We start from the raw sequence: 20,316 nt of genomic DNA, 5'->3' as shown, positions 1-20,316 counted from the left end.
GTGTGAGACAAGAGAAGGTGCAAAGTAAAATATTTTTAATAAATTTTATCATGGCAATACCGAACACAGGCCTTAGTTGGCGCAATTATGGTCTTACCTAATATAACTCTATAAAAAGGTTTTTATTTCGTGTAAATCGTCAATGATTTCACAAAAATCGTGTTTTGGGCCCTGATGTGCGTTAAAGTGAAGCACATGATAACCTACGGCCTGTGCCCCCAATATATCGGCTTCTAGATTATCGCCTATCATCAAGGAGTTTTCCGGCCTTGTGTCGGCCCTTCTCAACGCCAATTCAAAAATAAAGGGATCGGGCTTTTTTACACCCGCCATTTCCGAATCTATAATCTGGTTAAAGTAGCCGTATATATTTGATTTTTTGAGTTTTTTCTCTTGAACTTCTTGAAAACCGTTGGTGATAATATGGAGCTTATACTTTGGCTTTAGATAGTCTAAAATTTCGGTTGCATTGGGAAACAAATGATTGAAAGACGACAGGTAGCGGATATACTCATCGGATAATTTGTTTATGGTTTCATCGGGAACAGGATATTTCAAATCATCAAATACCGATTTCAGTCGCTGATACCTCAAGTCTTCCTTGCTTATTTTTTCTTCCCTATAAAGTTTCCAAAAGGCAAAATTCGCCGGAACGTAGACCTCTAGAAAATCGGGAAGCGCTACCTCAATAGCGTTTTCCTGAAAAATCTTTTCAAAAGTAAGGGCCGAATTCTTCTCAAAATCCCAAAGGGTATGGTCTAAATCGAAGAAAACATCGGTAACTACATTCTTAAACATGACATAGTTTTAAAACGGTTTCATAAAAGTCTTTCCAGTCCATTTTTTCCTCGCCCCCTAGGAGCTCATTGGAAAAAACCGACACAAACTCCCCGTTAACAGATTTGACCTCATCACAAATCGTCTGGATCTGCCCTATAATGGCCTGACTATCCTTCTGGTTGACAAAAGCGTAATCGTGAAAGGCAAACGAATGTATGCGAATGGGCTGTTGTACCTCCAAATTGATATCATAAAAATAGAATGGGGTACACGTACTGGCCCGAAAACCGATTTCGTGGGTATAGCCCATTGTATAATCGTCAACAAACTCCGCCTCTACCAAGTTCCTGTAGGTGTGGGGCAGGTCTACGCGATTATAACGCAAACGTGACGAATTTATAGGCCTGTTGATTACACCTGTCAACTTTTTCTTCTCTTTCTTCAAAAGATCGATATCGTTAAAGGAGCTATAAGATGCCGCTAGGGCGACCTTACTATAATCTGCAATGGACTTTATAAGAAAGCGGAATTTATTGTTATCGGGAGAAACATTCTTATCGTAAGTGGAGTAGTCCGCAAACTGAAAAAAGAAAATATCCTTTACCCTATATTTTTTATGCAAATCGATAAGGAATGAAAAATTGTCGTAGGGATCCTTTTCTGGGTCGAACCAAACTTTTAGTCGCTGTGCCACCCGCTTAAACTTCAAAGAGCCCAAGTCATAGACAAGACCGGCAAGACTGCGTACAACGCCCCTATAGGCAAAGCAATGCGACGTGGTTACATCTATGGCCGATACATATCTGTACTTTTCGGGCTTGCGTTCCATATCAGGAAACCGCGATTTTAATTCATCGAGCAATCGATAGGCCCATATATCGACTACCGGCGACCTCAAAAATTTATGTTTATAGGCAAGACTGTCTTTTACAGGAAACCTTTCATGCACATCCTTTACATGGGGCAAGTACTCTTCGTAACGGCTCAACAGGTAGAAACTGGCCGAAAATATATCGAAGGGCAGATTGCTGCGCTCGCCTGCTTTAAAAAAACACGGAACCCCGTCCCAATCGGCCACGGAAATATCCAGGTCATTTATACCTTGTTCGAAGAGAAGGTCGTTGCTCCGTACGAAAAATTCGTTCTGCAAAGGCTGTTTGGTATACGTAATCTTGGGGCCCGTATGCTTTATAAAATCTTCGACTTTGGTCGTAAATACAATCTCTATACCCAAAATACGGGTAAATACCTGTTTCATGGTATATCTGAAACGCGGTGTGATCTTATGGGTATAGATAAGTAACATAATCGGTTAAGAGTTCAAATTTCAACTGCTATTGGGCCATCAGGGCCGATTCGGTTCCAAATGGCAAATAGGGCCTAAAGAATACCTTCATCGGCAAAACTATAATAATCATTCTGGGTAATTATCAAATGATCTAAAACTTTTATATCGAGTGCCGCGGCCGCTTTTTTTAATTTCTGGGTAACCTTGCGGTCTTCCTCGCTAGGCCTGAGTGTTCCCGAAGGGTGGTTATGCGATAATATCAACCCGACCGCTCCCTGCTCCAAAGCTTGGCGCATCACGATCCTCACATCTACCAAAGTACCCGTCAAACCGCCCTTGCTCAACTGCGCACTATGCAAAACCTTATTGGCGTTACTAAGGTAGAGAATCCAAAATTCTTCATGCTGCAACTCACCGATTCGGGGGTGCAATAAATGGAAAACATCCCTACTACTACTGATCTTATCGATTTTCCGGGCTTCTTCTCCCCGCCTTCTTCGGCCAATTTCCAAGGCTGCCGCTATGGTTACCGCCTTGGCCTCACCAATACCCTTGAACGCCATCAGTTGTTTTAAGGATAGTTTACCCAGTTCATTTAGATTGTTGTTCGCCGAAGCCAAAATTCTTTTGGCCAGCTCAACGGCGCTTTCTTCCCTACTGCCGGAGCCGATCAAAATAGCGACCAGTTCGGCGTCGGATAACACCGACCTTCCTTTACGGACCAATTTTTCACGTGGTTTATCATCGTCCGACCAATGCTTGATCGAGAACGAGACTGGCTTTTCATGCATGATATAAATATAATAAACTCTAATTCCTTATAAGAGCCCTATACCCCGCAAAACATATAATCACCTAAGCAAGAGCTTCTTTACACCGCGCTCCCAAGCAAAACTCCCGTTACGAAGTGAACTTCCCTTTCAATTCGTTTAGGTCCAATCCCCCATAATTACCCGAACTCATTAAAAGCAATACCGAGTTGTCGTAATCTTGACCAAAGACAAAGTCTTTAAAATCTACCGCATTGGTATAGATCTTAAGGTCATTTCGCTCAAAAGCTTCCGAAATTTGTTCGGGAGTGACTTCCTTTAGTTTTTTAATGGCAACGGACTCTGGCAAATAGAAAATCACCGCTTCGTCGGCTGCATCCAAAGCCCCTTTGTATTCCTTCAAAAACTCTGGATTAAAACTGCTATACGTATGCAATTCCAAACAGGCAATTAGTTTCCTGTTCGTATATTGCTCCTTTACCGCTTTTGTAGTTGCAGCCACTTTACTTGGTGAGTGTGCAAAATCTTTATACGTTACGGAAGTTTTTCCTTCCGCAATTTTCTCAAGGCGCTTTGACGCTCCTGAAAACGTTGCAATGGCTTCATAGAAATCGTCTTCATCTACGCCCATGTTCTGGCAGATCCACTTGGCACCTGCCAAGTTGCTCAGGTTGTGCTTCCCAAAGACTTCAATAGGCATTGGCCCTTCTGGCGTCTCCAAAAAAGTGGTACCATCTTCTATCGAATATTCGGGCGTGGCATAAGGTAATTTTCGGATGGCATTTTCCGAAGCCTCGACCACCTTTTTAACTTCGGGATCTTCCTCGTTATAGGTTATGCTTCCTCCTTTGACAATGCTATCCACAAAAATCCGGAACTGCTCTACGTAGTTTTCGAAAGTGGGAAAAACATTGATATGGTCCCAAGCTATTCCACTTAAAAGCGCAATATTCGGTTTGTACAGATGAAATTTGGGCCTGCGGTCTATGGGGGAAGAAAGGTATTCGTCTCCTTCCAAAACCATAAAATCGTTATTATCGGTCAGATGTACCATCCGTTCAAAACCCTCCAACTGTGCCCCTACCATAAAATCAACTTCCCTATCGTGATAGTTGAGTACATGAAGAATCATTGAAGTTATCGTAGTTTTTCCATGACTGCCCCCGATAACCACCCGGGTCTTGTCTTTTGAATGTTCGTATAGAAATTCGGGGTAGGAATATATTTTAATCCCCAACTCTTGGGCCTTTAGCAATTCAGGGTTATCTTCCTTTGCGTGCATCCCCAGAATTACAGCGTCTAAATTTCCATGGATCTTTTCTGGATACCAGCCAAAACTTTCAGGAAGGAGCCCCTTCGCTTTCAATCGTGATTTGGACGGCTCAAAAATGACATCGTCACTTCCTGTTACCACGTCACCTTTATGTGCTAGGGCCAAAGCCAAATTGTGCATGGCACTACCACCAATTGCAATAAAATGAATCTGCATAAACGCTGTATTTGCAACAAATATAGGCATTGATTTCCCGAAAAAAAATAGCAAATCCAGCTACCGTTCATCGATGCACCACCCTGATAAAACCAAGGAAACATCGACAAAATACACTATTTCACATAGCTCCTGCTACGTATTTAATAAGATTCACCCTTCATTTTTCCCCATTGACAACATTTATTCCCTTACACCTAATCGACGAACTACATTTGTTTTCAGACAAAATGCACCTTGTCCCCTAACATCATAAAATGACCGACCGAACTTACATGAGAAGCTTTTTGCAATTGGCACTGCCTTTATGCCTGATCTTATTCTCCGTAAATGCAATGGCGCAATGTGCGGGTACCGACAACTCCGTAACCATATGTGAAAAAGATGCCGACGACACCTATAAAACATTCAACCTTTTCACGGTTTTGGGAGGCACCCCAGACCCTGGGGGCACTTGGTCAACCAACGACCCGGCCAACTTTTATGCCCTAGACCGTAATACCGGTATCGTCAACCTATGGGAAGTTAAGAATTCAGGGGCACACGAATTTACCTACACCAATACCTGCGGTGGCTTGGAGGAATCGGCGGTAGTGACCGTAATGCTCGGCGGCTATCCCGGCGAAGACAACATAGATGGTTCCGCAGATGCCTGTGGAGACGACCCCGCGGTAAACCTCCATGGTTTTATTGGAGATGAAACCGAAGGAAAGTTCCAAGATTTCAATGGCACTTGGGATGCGATTACCCCCGAGGCCATTCCCCACTTATCGCTAAACTTCTTCAATGCCGAATTGGCCGGCCCCGGTATTTACGAATTCACCCACACCGTACCCGCCGTAGGCTCTTGCCCTAGTAGACAGGTTACCTTATTACTGGAAGTACAAAGACCTGCTAATTCAGGAATAGGCTCTGGGCTAACGCTTTGTACCACTGATGATTTATCTGGTTATACTGATTTTGATTTAAATAGTCTTTTAGAAGACGAGGACAATAATGGTACTTGGTCAGAAGGAGCAGAAACGAACCAATTATCCGACCTTACAGACCATAATATAGATATACAGGCTATTAGAGACAACCACATCTACGGCTCTTTCTCTTTTACCTATACGGTATACCCTTCTCATGCTGTTTGTGATATACATAGAACAACCGTAGAAATTAATATTCTACCGGCATTTCGCGGCACGATGACGGCACCTAACTTTTGTGAAGGCCCTCCAAGGTACAGAATAGACATTACGGATTATGACGACACATTAATTTCCGATGGCACCTATACCGTTAGCTACCGATTGGATTCTGACAGTGGATTTCAAACAGATGCCGCTCAACTCACATTAAATACAGACCGGACCGGTTTTTTTGAAGTCGATGCCAACTCTGTTCAAAAAAATGAAACTACTACGTTATCGATTACTTCCTTAGGGGAAGATGTTTGCAGCGATATTCAAATTACGCCAATACAATTTATAGTAACCGACCCCATAGCCCATGTAACGGATACGTGCGAAGACGAAGATATTCTAGTTACTTTAGGCGATATTTTCGACCCATCTTTTACCCGAGCAAACGGCACTTACGATATAAATTATACCATTACCGCACCTAGTGGAGCGGAAACCGCACATATTGCAAGCGCCATTACCTTCAATTCGGGGAATGCAGAATTTGCCATACCCTCTTCCCAGATTACGGAAACCGGAGAATACGATTTTGATTTTAAAGTGGATAACGGGTTCCCTATGGAATGTGACATTACCAGCACTGCAATAATTACCGCTATACCAGAAGCAATACAGTTAGATGTAGTGGTAGATAATTCATGTAACGCTACAGGTATTGACGTTTTAGTAACCGCCCCTACCCTCTTGGACGGAACGTATATCGTCACTTATGAAGTTGTTTCTCAAGAAACCAATGCCGTTTTAATAGATAATACCATTAATTTCTCTGGTGGTACCGCAGATTATCAAATTGACGTAGCTACCCTAGAACAAGGTAATTATACGGTTACTGTAAAAAGCACTCAAAACGATACAACGCCTTGCAGGACCCAATTTGATTTCGAAGTCAATGAAAACTTTGCCATAGAAGGCGTACCGGCCCTACCGGAAGCCGAACCCTTACAAACCCTTTGCCTTGCCTCTTTTGCCCCAGCCTTACCGACCCTTCAGGATATTGAGGTAGAAGCCAACGGTGAAATTCTTTTCTATGATACCGCCACAGATCTAAACATTCTTCCCTTGGATACCGAACTTGTAGATGGGGAAGATTACTTTATATCGAACATTGACCCGAACAACAATTGTGAAGGTTCTGACCGAATTCAGGTTACCGTTTCGCTCTCCGACCCCGAAATGCCCACATTAGTAGAAGGAAGCCCGACATTCTGTGGTTCCGAAAACCCTACTGTCGGCCTTTTAAACGCTAGCGTGGCCAGTAGCGACGGTATTGCCTGGTACGATTCGGCTATTGGCGGAAACGTTCTCGACAACAACGAGGGCCTGACCCATGGCAAAAGTTATTTTGCCGCTACGGAGGTCAACGGAAAATGTCAAAGTTCCGGACGTATAGAAGTTATCCCTATCGTTTACGAGCTCGAGGCCGCTTCCCTTGAATTTTCAACACTGGCCCTTTGTGGATTGGACGACCCCACCATAGCGAACCTACGTGAGGCCGAAAGCAACAATCCGTACGACGTACTCTGGTACGACACCCCTGAAAACGGCTCTCCCCTCGACGGAAGCACTCTACTGGTTAGCGGTACCACTTATTACGCCGAAAGCTACAATCCTGACACCGGCTGTATGAATCCCGACAGAAAGGCCATAACCGTTGACCTTACCAATTGCGACCCCGAAGATTACGGGTTTTTCGTCCCTGACGGGTTTTCACCTAACGGCGATGGCAGAAACGACACCTTTTTTATACCGAACATCGAAGTCATATTTCCCGAATTTACACTTGAGATCTTAAACCGTTACGGCACCTCCCTTTTTAAGGGAGACCGGAACAACCCCGCTTGGGATGGTAAAAATGGAAGCGGAACGGCCCCGAACGGAGTGTATTTCTATATCATAAATTATAACAAAGAAGGTCATAACCCAGTACAGGGCCGATTGTACCTCAACCGCTAAACCATGAAAGAAATAAAACGCTATCTTGTTTTTCTGATGTTGGTATGTGCTGCGGCCCAAGGGCAACAAGACCCTCAATACACCCAGTATATGTACAACATGAACGTTGTAAACCCTGCGTATACCACCAACGAACTAGGAATGCTCAACTTTGGGGCCCTCTATCGATCACAATGGAAGAATGCCGTGGGTAGTCCAAAAACATTGACTTTCTTTGCCCATGCGCCTATGAGCGACAAGGTAGAGATGGGACTCTCCTTTATCACCGATAATATTGGCGATGGTGCCCTGAAGGAAAATAACATCTATGCCGATTTTGCCTACATCCTAAAGTTGGATGAAAAGAGCAACCTATCTCTGGGTTTAAAAGGTGGTATTACCACTTTCGAGACCAATTTCAATGGCTTTATGCTTCCTGAGTTTCAAGACGACCCCGCTTTTAACGAAAACCTCAACAGCACTTTTCCGAATGTAGGCGTTGGCGCTTTTTACCATAGGCAGAATTTCTATGCCGGAATTTCCGCACCGAACCTATTGACGACGAAGCATCTGGAAAACAAAGACGGCATCAACCGCATCGGCTCTGAAAAAATTCACTTCTTTATGACTTCGGGTTATGTTTACGAACTGAACCCCGACCTAAAATTAAAACCATCGGTACTGGCCAAAATGGTTCAGGGCGCCCCGTTGACTTTCGACCTTTCGCTTAACGCCCTTTTCCTAAACCGCTTTGAAGGCGGATTGTCGTATCGCTTGGAAGACTCGGTAAGCGCCATGTTCAATATTGCGGCCACACCGGCTTTGCGTATTGGCTATGCCTACGATTACACCCTATCGAACCTCAGTACCTACAGCTCCGGTTCCCATGAAATTTTCATCCTTTTTAACCTCGATTTACTGGGCCTAGGCAAAGGATACGACAAATCCCCAAGATTCTACTAAACATGAAAAAAATACTCTTCATATGTTTTATTCTGGGGCTTACGGTACCAACCCTTGCCCAGCAAGAACTTAAACGCGCCGACACCTATTTTGAACGCGCCTATTACAGTGACGCCATTCCCCTGTACGAACAATTATTGCCCCGCAACAAAAGTTCAAAACTCATAAAAAACCTCGCGGATTGTTATTACCGCACCTTCAACATGAAGTCGGCCGCCCGTTGGTACGGCTACCTGGTTTCCAACTACGGGGAAAACCTTGATGAAAGCTACTATTTTAAGCTCAACCAATCACTAAAGTCCATCGGGGAATACGAAAAAGCCCAACAAACACTGTTGGATTTTTATACCGAACACGATCAGGGCGACAAGGCATCACAGCTAGCCGAAGACTACACTTATATTGAAAATGTTCGCGCCATAGGTGACCGTTTTAAAATCGAAAACCTCAACCTCAACACGGCAAGCTCTGAATTCGGGGCGGCAAGAATAGATTCAAACCTGATCTATAGCGCTTCTCGAAAACAGGCTTCCGCCCTACCCAAACTATACCGATGGAACAACGAAAACTACCTTGACATCTATTCCCATCCTATCGATAAAATCGGTATGGGCGACAGCTTAAGTACCTCCCTAAGCAACAAGATCAATTCAAAAATGCACGAGGGCACCTTTGCCATTACCAAGGATAGAAAAACAATATATTTCACCAGAAACAGCAAAAAGAAGACCGAAGACGATAAAATCAGCAACCTAAAGATCTACCGCGCCGAATATATGGATGGTGCTTGGAAAAACGTCATAGCCCTCCCCTTCAACAGCGACGATTTCTCTACGGAACACCCCGCTTTGAGTCCTGATGAAACCAAACTCTATTTCTCATCGGACCGCGAAGGTGGCTTTGGATCTTTTGACCTATATGTGGTCAGCATCCAAAAAGACGGTTTCTTTGGAAACCCTATTAATTTAGGTAAAGAGATCAATACCGACAAGAAAGAGCAGTTTCCGTTTGTAGACAACAAGGGCAACCTCTATTTTGCCTCAAATGGCCATCCCGGTTTCGGACTGTTGGATGTTTTCGTTTCGAAAATGGAAAATGGAAATTTTGCAAGGCCAGACAATCTTGGACTTCCCGTAAACAGCGGGTACGACGATTTTTCCTTGTCTTTGGACCCCGATTCCGGTACCGGTTATTTTTCATCGAACCGACCTGGCGGGAAAGGGAGCGATGACATCTACTCCTTTTTGGAAACGAAGCCCTTGGTCATAGAAAATTGCAAACAGTTCCTTACCGGTGTTTTAACCGACAGAACTACCAAGCTGCCCTTGCCCGGTGCCTATATTGAGCTTGTAGATGCCAAGGGAAAGCTTATCGAAAAAATAACGATGGCTAAGGATGCCTCGTTTAAATTTCAGCTTAGCTGCTCCAGTGAATACCGTATAAAGGCCTATAAGGAAGGGTATGAAGACAATTCGAAGTATATTTTTTCAGATACCGAAAGAAACGCCGTAAAAGACGGTTCCCTTTCCCTATATTCAATTGAAGAACGGGAAGCGCAAAAGGCAAAAGAACTACTCGCCCAAAAAGAAGCAGCCGAAAAAGAAGCCTTGGCCCAGATAAAAAGGCAAAAAGTGCAAGAAAAAGCCGCGGAACTCGAACGGATCAAAAAAGAGCAAGAAATGGCCCTCAAGCAAAAGGCCGACCAAGAAAAGGAAAAACGGGAGCGTTTGAAAAAAATCGATGAGATCATTGCAAAAGAAGACGCCATTGTCAAAGAAAAGAATCGCATCGTCATCAAGACCGAGGAAATCCATTTCGACTATAGCCTCTGGTACTTACGACGGGAAGCGCGTGAACGCCTGGCAAAGGTCATTGCCATCATGAAACAAAACCCAGGCATGATCATCGAAATAGGTACCCATACCGATATTCGGGGCAATGCCGAATACAACCGCGACCTCTCCCAAAAAAGGGCCGATTCGGCAAAGGAATTCATGGTCAAGAACGGCATAGCCCCAGAGCGGGTCATAGCCAAAGGCTATGGTGAATCTAAGCCCATTGTAAAATGTGAAACCGAAGAAAGCTGTACCGAAGAAGACCATGAGTGGAACAGAAGGTGCGAACTCGTCGTCGTAAAATGGGAATAAGCCCATAAAACACCCGTAGGGGCACAAGTTTCTACAAACGATAATTACCATTCCAAACTTTGCCCCAAATCAGAAAATATGGTTTGGGGCTTTTTCTTTTCTGTAGGTATTCTTTATATCTTCGTTAGACAATCATTCACTATGAACCTATCCGATATTCCTTCAAAAGAAATTATGCCGGGCTACCACGGTAAATTGGTGCATTCCGAAAACATGTCCATTGCCTTTTGGACGGTGGAAGAAGGGGCCGAAGTACCTGAACACTCGCATATGAACGAACAAATAATGCACGTACGGCAAGGCCGTTTTGAATTTACGCTCGATGGAGACACAAAAATTTACGAGGCCAACGACATCGTTATCATACCGCCCCATAGTCTCCATAGCGGCAAGGCCCTCACGCCCTGCAAACTTATAGACGTGTTTAGTCCCGTACGGGAAGCATACCGATAAAAACTGAATTAAAAATTCCCAAAAAATCTTACACTATGAATATCTCCCTAAAAGGTAAAAACGCACTAGTGGGCGGCAGCTCAGGTGGAATAGGCAAGGCCATAGCCCAACAACTGGCCGAAAGCGGGGCAAGCGTCACCCTAATGTCAAGAAGTGAGGAAAAGCTCAAAAAAACAGTACACGAACTACCGACCGACCAAGACCAGAAACACAGTTATTTGGTGGTCGATTTTTCAGATTTTCACGGCTACCGCGAAACCATATACCACTATTTTGAAAACCACAGTGTCGATATCTTGGTCAACAACACCCAAGGTCCTTCGGCCGGAAGTGCCCTAGAAAAACAGACTTCCGATTATCAGGAAGCGTTCGACCTTCTTTTTAAGACCGTTTCCTACACTACCGAACTGGCACTAGAGCACATGAAGAACAACAAATGGGGCCGGATCATAAACGTCGCCTCGGTTTCGGTAAAGGAACCCTTGTCGTATTTGGCACTTTCAAACACCATCAGGGCCGCCGTAGTTACCTGGGGCAAATCGTTGGCCAATGACGTGGGACCTTACGGAATAACCGTAAACAGTGTACTTACGGGCTACTTCGACACCGAACGCATTGCCCAACTTAATGCAAGGAAAGCGGAGCAATTGGGCATTTCGGAAGACGAAGTACTTGCCGATATGGAGTCGCGAGTCCCGGTTAAACGTATTGGAGACCCAAAGGAATACGGGTATCTCGCCGCTTTTTTGGCCTCAGACCAAGCGGCCTATATCACCGGCACCCAAATACCCATCGATGGCGGACTCTTAAAAAGTTTATAAGCGATTTGCCTATAGACCCTTCTTCTAGCGACACGAAGGAAAGATGATTTTATAAGCAAAAAATATCGTCTATAAAATCTAATATTTTAAGGCATCTGCACGTTAGGATTTTAAACTAATAAGTTGTTTCCTATTGTTCAAAATACCCCATTCACTAACCCAATGCCCTCGTTCACTCATTTAGAGTTTTGGTTGGCACTGATTTTGCCCAGTTTTGCCCTATAATCTTATACTATGAAAAAATTGTCCTTCATATTTACCCTAATCCTTTTTTCGCAAATGCTACCAGCCCAAGACAACGGAGATTCCTATACATCGCTTTGGAAAAGCGTGCAAAAACTAGAGAACGAGGCGCTGACCAAGTCAGCCTTAAAAGTTGTGGAAAGTATTTCCGAAAAAGCGAAAAAGGAAAAGAATTCAGAACAGATCATAAAAGCCTTACTGTTTACCTCCAAATATGCCATCACCTTAGAGGAAGACGCCCAACTGAATATTGTCAACCGTTTTAAATCCGAAATCGAAAAATCCGATTTCCCTACGAAAAACATTCTAGAGAACTATTTGGCCAATCTCTACTGGCAATATTTCCAAAACAACCAATATCAGTTTTACGACCGTACCACTACCGAAACCAAGGTAGACAGCATCGATTTTCGCACGTGGGACCTCACTACCCTATTCCATGAAATAGACATTCATTTTAAGGCTTCCCTTGAAAACAAAAACGAGCTTCAAAATACCGGTTTAGAAAGCGTCAAAGAATTATTGACCCAACAGGAAAACTCGGCGACCTTCCGCCCTACGCTTTACGATTTGCTCGCCCATACGGCGCTTCAAATTTATAAGACTACCGAAACCGCGATTACCCGACCCGCGGACAAATTCGAAATCAACGATCCGGAAACCTTATGCGAGGCCTACCAGTTTGTGCATCATGACTTGAGCACAAAAGACGAAACTTCGCTACAGGCGAAAGCCCTGCAAACCTATCAAGAACTTATACGTTTTCACTTCGATGACCCCAAGTTGGAACCTTTGGTCATGGTCGATATCGAGCGTATGAATTTCGTGTACCGGAACGCCACTTTCCCTAACAAGGATACCTACTATGAGGAAACCTTAAAAAATTCGATAGAACACCTAAAGCACCATGAACTTTCTGCGCTCTACAACTATGAACTGGCCGTACTGTACAATATTCAGGGAAAAACTTATCATTCTAAAACCAACAAGGAAACCCGCTGGAAAAAGAAAGAAGCACTAAGCTTATGCGATAAGGTTATTGCCGAATTTCCAGGCAGTATGGGCGCCGAAAAATGTAAGGCGCTACGGACAGAGATCCTTGCTCCAAGTCTTTCCCTTGTAATGGAAAAGCATATTCCGGTGAACCAGCCTGCAAAACTATTGGTCAACTATAAAAACCTAAAGGAATTACAACTGACCGCCTATGTGGTCAACAACGACCAAGCCAAGCAACTACGGGATCTCTACCCACAACACAAGCAATACGACTTTATTCAAAAACTGAAACCGGCAAAAACCTGGTCGGCTCCGTTGAAAAACGAAAAAGACTACCAACAACACAACATAGAGGTATTGCTTCCACCACTGGAAAACGGACAATACGTCATCTTAGCTTATCCAGAAAAGAAAAGCGATAAAAATTTTGCCTTCAGTCAAGTTCAAGTGACCAATATGGCCTTGACAGAAATCAATAGCAACACGGAACAACGCTACCAAATCATCGACAGGACTACGGGCCTCCCCATTTCGAACGCAAAATTGAGGTTTACCTATCTTAAAAATTACAACAGACCTTATCTGACCAAGACAAAACATACGGATAAAGTAGGTTTTGTAACCCTACCCCTTACCGATGACTCTTGGAACGATGTAAATATTAAAGTGGAGTATAATGGTGAGACTGCCTTCTTCGGGGAATATTATGTAAACAATAAACGTATAGAACACAAAAACAACGATGTTCAGAAACGCATCTTTTTATTTACCGATCGAAGCATATATAGACCGGGACAACCTGTCTACTTCAAAGGAATCCTTATGGAAACTTTTGAGGAAAAATCAGAGGTTGTAGCGAATGAAGCCGTCACCGTGGGCCTTTACGACGTGAATGGTCAAAAAGTATCGGACCTTGAGTTCACCACCAACGAATTCGGTTCTTTTAACGGAGAATTCATCTTACCGAATTCAGGACTTACCGGGGAATTCCGTATAGAAGCCGATAACCTTTCAAAAACGGCCGGGTATGCCCAATATTTCTCCGTAGAGGAATACAAGCGTCCGAAATTTGAAACCTCGTTCAAACCGGTCACCGGGAGCTACAAAGTAAACGACAGTATTACCGTAACCGGTGTCGCTACGGCATATGCCGGAAGTAAAATTACCGATGCCAAAGTGAGCTATCGCGTAAAACGCGCCGTGTATTTTCCACGTTGGTTCTATTGGCGAATGCCCTATTACGATAGCCCTCCCCAAGAAATAGCCCAAGGCGAAACAACTACGGACGCTTCGGGTAACTACGGCATCACCTTTAAGGCCATCCCCGACAATAGTACATCAAAAGAAAACCTGCCCACCTTCAATTATGAAATTACTGCCGACGTTACCGACATCAACGGAGAGACCCATAGCGCCACTACCTTTGTATCGGTAGGCTACCATTCGGTAGTTGCCCTTATTAATGCTCCCGATCAGTGGGACAAGGGCAAAAACGAAGATCAAATACACATTTCGACCACGAACCTTAACGAACAGCCCGTTCCAACAAAAGGAACATTGAAAATGTACAAACTACAGGCCCCCGATCAAGTTTTACGGAATAGGCCATGGCCGGCACCGGACTATAAAAACTGGAGCAAAGAAGAATACCGTACCTTGTTTCCTCATGAGGCTTACGACAAAGAGGACAAAGCCGTAAACTGGAACAAAGGCAAACTGGTCTGGCAAACCGATTTCGATACTGAAAAATCTACACAGTTCGGCATTAAAAACCTTGAAAATTACGCATCGGGAAAGTATATCATAGAACTTGAAACCAAGGATAAATTTGGCCAACTTGTTCAAGAAAAAACAATAACCACGCTTATTGGCCAAAACGACAAGCAACTGGCGGACAACCGCCTGTTCGATATCAAAACGGACAAACAACGCTATAATGTCGGCGATAAGGTAGAAGTTACACTTTACTCCAATTCAAAAGATCTGACGGTAACGGTTTTTGTTGAAAAAGGGAGAAAGCTTGTCGACATCCACAAAGTACAATTGAGCCAAAACTCAAAGTCTATTAGTATACCCGTTACCGAAGATGATTTGGGCGGCTTCGCCATCAATTATATGTATTCTGCCTATAATTCGTTTCAATCGGGCAATCTTTCGATAATCGTACCTTACCCTGAAAACCAACTCGAAATTGAAACCACCACTTTTAGAGACAAATTGCAACCGGGGACCGATGAAACCTGGTCGTTTAAAATAAAAGGACCTGAAGGCGAAAAAACATCGGCAGAGCTTTTGGCCAGCATGTACGACGCCTCCTTAGATGTTTTTCGGTATCATTCATGGAATTTCAATCCGCTGGCACGCCGTTCGTATTACGCTTCCCTCTATACCAATGTCCGTACAAGTTACGGAACGGACTCATTTCGCACTTATCTTGAAATACCTCACCATAACTACCCTTATCAAGGATTCGACTCCTTTAACTGGTTTGGATTACAATTTGGGCATACCAACTATTATCGTAACTCCTTATCGAGAAAAATGTCGATGACCGAAGAAGCTCCCCTAGGTATCACGGCAGAGGAGTCAGAATTGGAAGATGTTGCCGAGATATCGATCCAAGCTCCCCAAGCGAACGAAATGGATATAACGGCCCCTACCCCGGCACAAGTACAACCTGGTTCAAAAAACAATCCGGAAGCCCTACAAATCCGAAAAAATCTTCAGGAAACAGCCTTTTTCTTTCCTGAACTACGCACCGATAAGGAAGGTAATGTTTCTTTTAATTTCACTACGCCGGAAGCCCTTACCAAATGGAAACTGCAATTGATGGCACATACCAAATCTTTACAGAGTTCGGTAAGGACGCTTCAGACCGTTACCCAAAAAGAATTGATGGTCATACCCAATGCCCCCCGCTTTCTACGGGAAGGCGACAACATTACCATAAGTAGTAAAATTGCGAACCTAAGCGATAAAAAATTATCGGGACAAGCCCAATTGGTTCTCGTTGATGGTATTTCCGGAAAGGATATCTCGGATCAGCTTTTAAATGCAAAGACCGAACATGCCTTTACTGTAGATTCCTTAGGAAACACCCAGGTATCATGGCAATTGCAAATACCCGAAAACCTACAGGCGGTTCAATACACCGTAATAGCCAAGGCAGGAAATTTTAGCGATGGCGAACAAAGCCTACTTCCTGTATTGACCAACCGCATGTTGGTGACCGAGACCCTTCCCCTATGGGTACGAAGCGACCAGACCAAAACCTTTGTTCTGGACAAGCTAAGGAACCACACCTCGACCACCCTTAAGAACCACAAACTGACCCTTGAGGTGACTTCCAATCCGGCATGGTATGCCGTACAGGCGCTCCCTTACCTAATGGAGTACCCTTACGAATGTAACGAGCAAACCTTTGCCCGATATTACGCGAACAGTTTGGCAAGCCACATTGCAAATTCGAACAAAAGAATTAAGGAAGTATTCGACCAATGGGCCAATTCCGATGCCCTGATCAGCAATCTTGAAAAAAACCAAGAGCTGAAATCGCTCTTGATCCAAGAAACCCCATGGCTAAGGGATGCCCAATCGGAAACAGAACAGAAAAAGCGCATTGCCCTCTTGTTCGACCTCAACAAAATGAAGAACGAAGAGGCCAATGCCCTGAACAAACTCCAACAAAACCAAATGTCCAATGGAGCCTGGCCATGGTTTAATGGTGGGCGTGAAAACCGCTTTATCACCCAACATATCGTTACGGGACTTGGTCACTTGCAAAAACTTTCCGTCGTGCCCCAAGAAAAAGCCAAACAAGACGAAATGATCGCCAAGGCAGTCCACTATTTAGATGATGCGTTTGTGAAGGAGTACGAAAACATGAAGAAATACGCTATCAATCTCAAGAGCGATCATTTAAGCCAGTCGCAAATCCACTATTTGTATATGCGCAGTTTCTTCAATGACATTAAAACCTCTAAGAAAGTCGACAAAATCAGGTCTTATTACCTAGGCCAAGCCCAAACATATTGGACCAACAAAGCGCTCTATACAAAAGGGATGTTGGCCTTAATATTGAATAGGACGGGAGACACTTCCACTTCCATGAAAATCCTAAGGTCGTTAAAAGAGAACAGCATTGTTTCAGAAGAACTCGGTATGTATTGGAAGGAAAATACGCCTTCATTGTACTGGTTCCAAGCCCCTATTGAAACACAGGCGCTCTTGATCGAGGCTTTCGGGGAAATAGAAGGCGACATAAAGACTATAGACAACCTTAAGATTTGGCTCTTAAAGCACAAGCAGACCAACCAATGGTCTACCACGAAATCTACCACCGAAGCGGTTTATGCCCTATTGCTTCAAGGTAGCGACTGGCTTTCGGTGACCGATGCCGTAGACGTTCGCTTGGGAGGCACCGAAATCCGCCCCGAAAAGTTCGAAAACACCAAAGTCGAAGCCGGAACAGGTTATTTTAAAACTTCTTGGAACACCAATGAAATAGAGCCAAAAATGGCAGAGGTACAGCTCAGCAAAAAGGGAGATGGTATCGCTTGGGGCGCCCTGTACTGGCAATATTTTGAAGATTTGGATAAAATAACTTCGGCCGACACCCCCCTTAAACTCAAGAAAAAGTTGTTCTTGAAAAAGAATACGGATACAGGTGAGAAAATTTCGGAAATCACCGATGCCACTCCCTTACAAGTAGGCGACTTGGTACGCGTACGAATCGAACTGCGTTCTGACCGCGATATGGAATTTGTTCATATGAAGGATATGCGAGCCGCCGGTTTTGAACCCGTAAATGTAATTTCAAGATACAAATGGCAAGATGGTTTAGGCTATTATGAAAGTACAAAAGACGCCAGCACCAACTTCTTTTTCGACTATCTACCCAAAGGGGTATTTGTTTTCGAATACGATCTAAGGGTAAACAACGCCGGGGAATTCAGCAATGGCATTACAAGGATCCAAAGCATGTATGCCCCCGAGTTTTCCAGTCACTCAGAAGGTGTTCGGGTAAGCGTCGACAACTAATGAACCGAACGAATTACACGCCTGAAGTAGGCCAGAGCATCTTATAAAGGACAACGCCCAAAATAAAGCCGGTCCCCAGACCACAAAGAACGACCATAATAAACATCTGATGGGACGGCCTTCGGGACAGTCTATTGACCAAGGATATAGGTGAGCCGTTCTTTCGAATTTCAAAACGATTTAATTTCTCACCATAGGATATGTCACGCTGGGCAATGCGATACCTGTTTTCCCCGATCGTAAACAAATGCTCTACCCCTACTTCAAATACTTTTTTGGAAACGGTTCTGCCGTTCAGAAGGATTTTTTCCTTTCCAAAAAAAGTATGTACCACTTCAATCTTATGGTTATCAATATAATAAAGGGCACGCTTCGACATTAGGAAAATTTCCTTTTTAAGTTCAGTTTGGGGTTGAAAACAGCCTTCCAACACATAGGTCACAGGCTCTTTGTTTGTAGCCCGGAAAACATAAATTGAAAGAAGGTTCGAAAATATGGAATAATAAATTACCTACACAGGAAAGTTTTTAACACCAGGGGAGATACCTGCTTCAAAAAAGCTAAACCACTCCCTATTTTTTGGGGGGATATTTTGAAAAAACCTTGGCGGCCAAGGCGCGCAATTTTTCCTCACGTTCTTCAGGGCTTATGTTTTCCTTGAAGGTACTTTGCCCCTGGCCTTGCCAAAAGAGCTCATCTTTTTTGGTATCGACAAAATCGAAACGTATTTCGCGTTCCATTTTAGGTTGTCCAACGGGTATGCCTACCGATACACCACCACCTACACTGCGGCCCGTACCCCCGACACCTACTCCCACGGTATTACTCCTGGGCGCCTGAAACGAATTGCTCTCTATATTGATAAAAAAATCAGGGTCTTCCGAAAAACGTATACCCTTTAACTGCATTTCGGAGTTTACGGCATCCAATAGGCGTTTGGCATCGAGTTCGCTCAATCCCGTATCCATATCCGGATAATAGTTGTACGTGCTATAATTGGTGAAATCGGTCTTCTTGTCATAATCATAGTTAACCCGAATCGCATTACACGAGGCCAAAAACAGAACCAATATAAAAGTAAAGACATTTTTCATCGTCTCGATTTAAAGTAAATGTAAGTAATTTATCAGGATAACACCCTGAGCCCTAAAAGCCCCGAAGCTAGTTGTTCAACATAGTCCACAGTTTGTCCTTCAACTCCCTTATGCCCTGTTGTGCTACGGAAGAGATGAACATATAGGGAATCCCTTTCAAATCTTTATCCAGTTCTTGCGTCATTTCATCGATGAGTTCCTGATCCAACATATCACTCTTTGATATGGCGACCAAGCGCTCTTTATCCAACAATTCAGGATTGTACCGTCTAAGTTCGTCAAGTAAAATTTGGTACTCCTTGGCGATATCATCACTGTCGGCCGGTATCAAGAACAGCAAGGTGGCGTTACGCTCGATATGTCGTAAAAAGTAATGGCCCAACCCCTTTCCTTCGGCGGCCCCTTCAATGATTCCCGGAATATCGGCCATTACAAAACTTTGAAAATCGCGATACTCAACAATACCCAAGTTGGGTTTTAGGGTAGTAAACTCATAATCCGCTATTTTGGGTTTTGCCGATGTGATTACCGACAACAAGGTCGATTTACCGGCATTGGGAAAACCGACAAGGCCGACATCGGCCAATACTTTCAACTCAAGGATGACCTCTACCTCCTGCCCAGGGATTCCGGGCTGCGCATATCTAGGGGTCTGATTGGTACTGGTCTTAAAATGCCAGTTTCCACGACCGCCCATTCCGCCTTCGGCCAAGATTCGCTCCTCACCGTGTTCGGTAATCTCAAAAAGGATTTCCAGGGTTTCGGAATCTTTGACCACCGTCCCCAAGGGAACGTCTAAATACACATCTTGCCCATCTGACCCCGTACTACGGGATTTACTGCCATGCTCGCCGTGACCGGCCTTAAAATGCTTTTTAAACTTAAATGTAACCAGCGTCCAAAGGTTTTCATTCCCCCTTAAGATAACATGACCACCGCGACCTCCGTCTCCACCATCGGGACCACCTTTGGTAATGTACTTCTCCCTATGCAAATGCACAGAGCCCTTTCCTCCTTTACCAGATTCCGCATAAATCTTAACGTAGTCTACAAAATTACCCTCGGTCATAAAAATATCCTGAATTATATATTGACAACAGCCAACATTTC

At 44.0% G+C, this 20,316-nt stretch carries 13 protein-coding genes; 6 read left to right on the top strand and 7 right to left on the bottom strand.

The window, feature by feature from the left end; translation table 11 throughout:
* Window positions 1-108: 108 nt before the first annotated feature.
* The 4 genes from BW980_RS13955 to BW980_RS13940 all read right to left on the bottom strand — a co-directional run bounded on the left by BW980_RS13955 (window position 109) and on the right by BW980_RS13940 (window position 4,327).
* Window positions 109-798, bottom strand: coding sequence for a YjjG family noncanonical pyrimidine nucleotidase (locus BW980_RS13955; RefSeq protein WP_076455824.1), 690 nt, complete (start codon window positions 796-798; stop codon window positions 109-111).
* Entirely contained in the window at window positions 791-2,086 is a 1,296-nt protein-coding gene (locus tag BW980_RS13950) for a polysaccharide deacetylase family protein (RefSeq protein WP_076455823.1), read from the bottom strand. The genes BW980_RS13955 and BW980_RS13950 overlap by 8 nt, the downstream gene beginning before the upstream one ends.
* 74 nt (window positions 2,087-2,160) lie before the next feature.
* Window positions 2,161-2,859: a RadC family protein gene (gene radC, locus BW980_RS13945; protein ID WP_076455822.1), complete on the bottom strand. Its 699-nt coding sequence runs from the start codon at window positions 2,857-2,859 to the stop codon at window positions 2,161-2,163.
* A 109-nt stretch (window positions 2,860-2,968) separates the two neighbouring features.
* Complete coding sequence (locus BW980_RS13940) at window positions 2,969-4,327, bottom strand: UDP-N-acetylmuramate--L-alanine ligase (RefSeq protein ID WP_076456271.1); 1,359 nt, start codon at window positions 4,325-4,327, stop codon at window positions 2,969-2,971.
* Between the two features lie 257 nt (window positions 4,328-4,584).
* Between BW980_RS13940 and BW980_RS13935 the strand changes: the two genes are divergently transcribed.
* From BW980_RS13935 to BW980_RS13910, 6 genes are all read left to right on the top strand, one after another.
* Entirely contained in the window at window positions 4,585-7,470 is a 2,886-nt protein-coding gene (locus BW980_RS13935) for a gliding motility-associated C-terminal domain-containing protein (protein WP_076455821.1), read from the top strand.
* A gap of 3 nt (window positions 7,471-7,473) precedes the next feature.
* A complete protein-coding gene (locus BW980_RS13930; protein WP_076455820.1) occupies window positions 7,474-8,412 on the top strand; it encodes a PorP/SprF family type IX secretion system membrane protein in 939 nt (312 codons plus the stop codon).
* A gap of 2 nt (window positions 8,413-8,414) precedes the next feature.
* Window positions 8,415-10,559 carry an OmpA family protein gene (locus BW980_RS13925; protein WP_076455819.1) on the top strand — a complete coding sequence of 715 codons (2,145 nt, stop codon included), beginning with the start codon at window positions 8,415-8,417 and terminating at the stop codon, window positions 10,557-10,559.
* A 141-nt stretch (window positions 10,560-10,700) separates the two neighbouring features.
* On the top strand, window positions 10,701-11,012 hold the full coding sequence (locus tag BW980_RS13920; RefSeq protein WP_076456270.1) for a cupin domain-containing protein: 312 nt from the start codon (window positions 10,701-10,703) through the stop codon (window positions 11,010-11,012).
* A gap of 35 nt (window positions 11,013-11,047) precedes the next feature.
* Window positions 11,048-11,833, top strand: a complete 786-nt coding sequence (locus BW980_RS13915; RefSeq protein ID WP_076455818.1) for an SDR family oxidoreductase — start codon at window positions 11,048-11,050, stop codon at window positions 11,831-11,833.
* 234 nt (window positions 11,834-12,067) lie between these two features.
* Window positions 12,068-18,112, top strand: coding sequence for an alpha-2-macroglobulin family protein (locus BW980_RS13910; protein ID WP_076455817.1), 6,045 nt, complete (start codon window positions 12,068-12,070; stop codon window positions 18,110-18,112).
* Between the two features lie 13 nt (window positions 18,113-18,125).
* Here the strand turns inward: BW980_RS13910 and BW980_RS13905 are convergent, their stop codons facing one another.
* From BW980_RS13905 to obgE, 3 genes are all read right to left on the bottom strand, one after another.
* Window positions 18,126-18,491 carry a hypothetical protein gene (locus tag BW980_RS13905; protein ID WP_139327682.1) on the bottom strand — a complete coding sequence of 122 codons (366 nt, stop codon included), beginning with the start codon at window positions 18,489-18,491 and terminating at the stop codon, window positions 18,126-18,128.
* 193 nt (window positions 18,492-18,684) lie between these two features.
* Window positions 18,685-19,206 carry a DUF4136 domain-containing protein gene (locus BW980_RS13900; RefSeq protein ID WP_076455815.1) on the bottom strand — a complete coding sequence of 174 codons (522 nt, stop codon included), beginning with the start codon at window positions 19,204-19,206 and terminating at the stop codon, window positions 18,685-18,687.
* 67 nt (window positions 19,207-19,273) lie between these two features.
* A complete protein-coding gene (gene obgE / locus BW980_RS13895; protein ID WP_076455814.1) occupies window positions 19,274-20,275 on the bottom strand; it encodes a GTPase ObgE in 1,002 nt (333 codons plus the stop codon).
* Between the last annotated feature and the right edge of the window lie 41 nt (window positions 20,276-20,316).

It is taken from the genome of Zobellia uliginosa, assembly GCF_900156625.1.
Classification (GTDB): Bacteria; Bacteroidota; Bacteroidia; order Flavobacteriales; family Flavobacteriaceae; genus Zobellia; species Zobellia uliginosa.
This window is presented reverse-complemented; position numbering and strand designations above follow the sequence as displayed.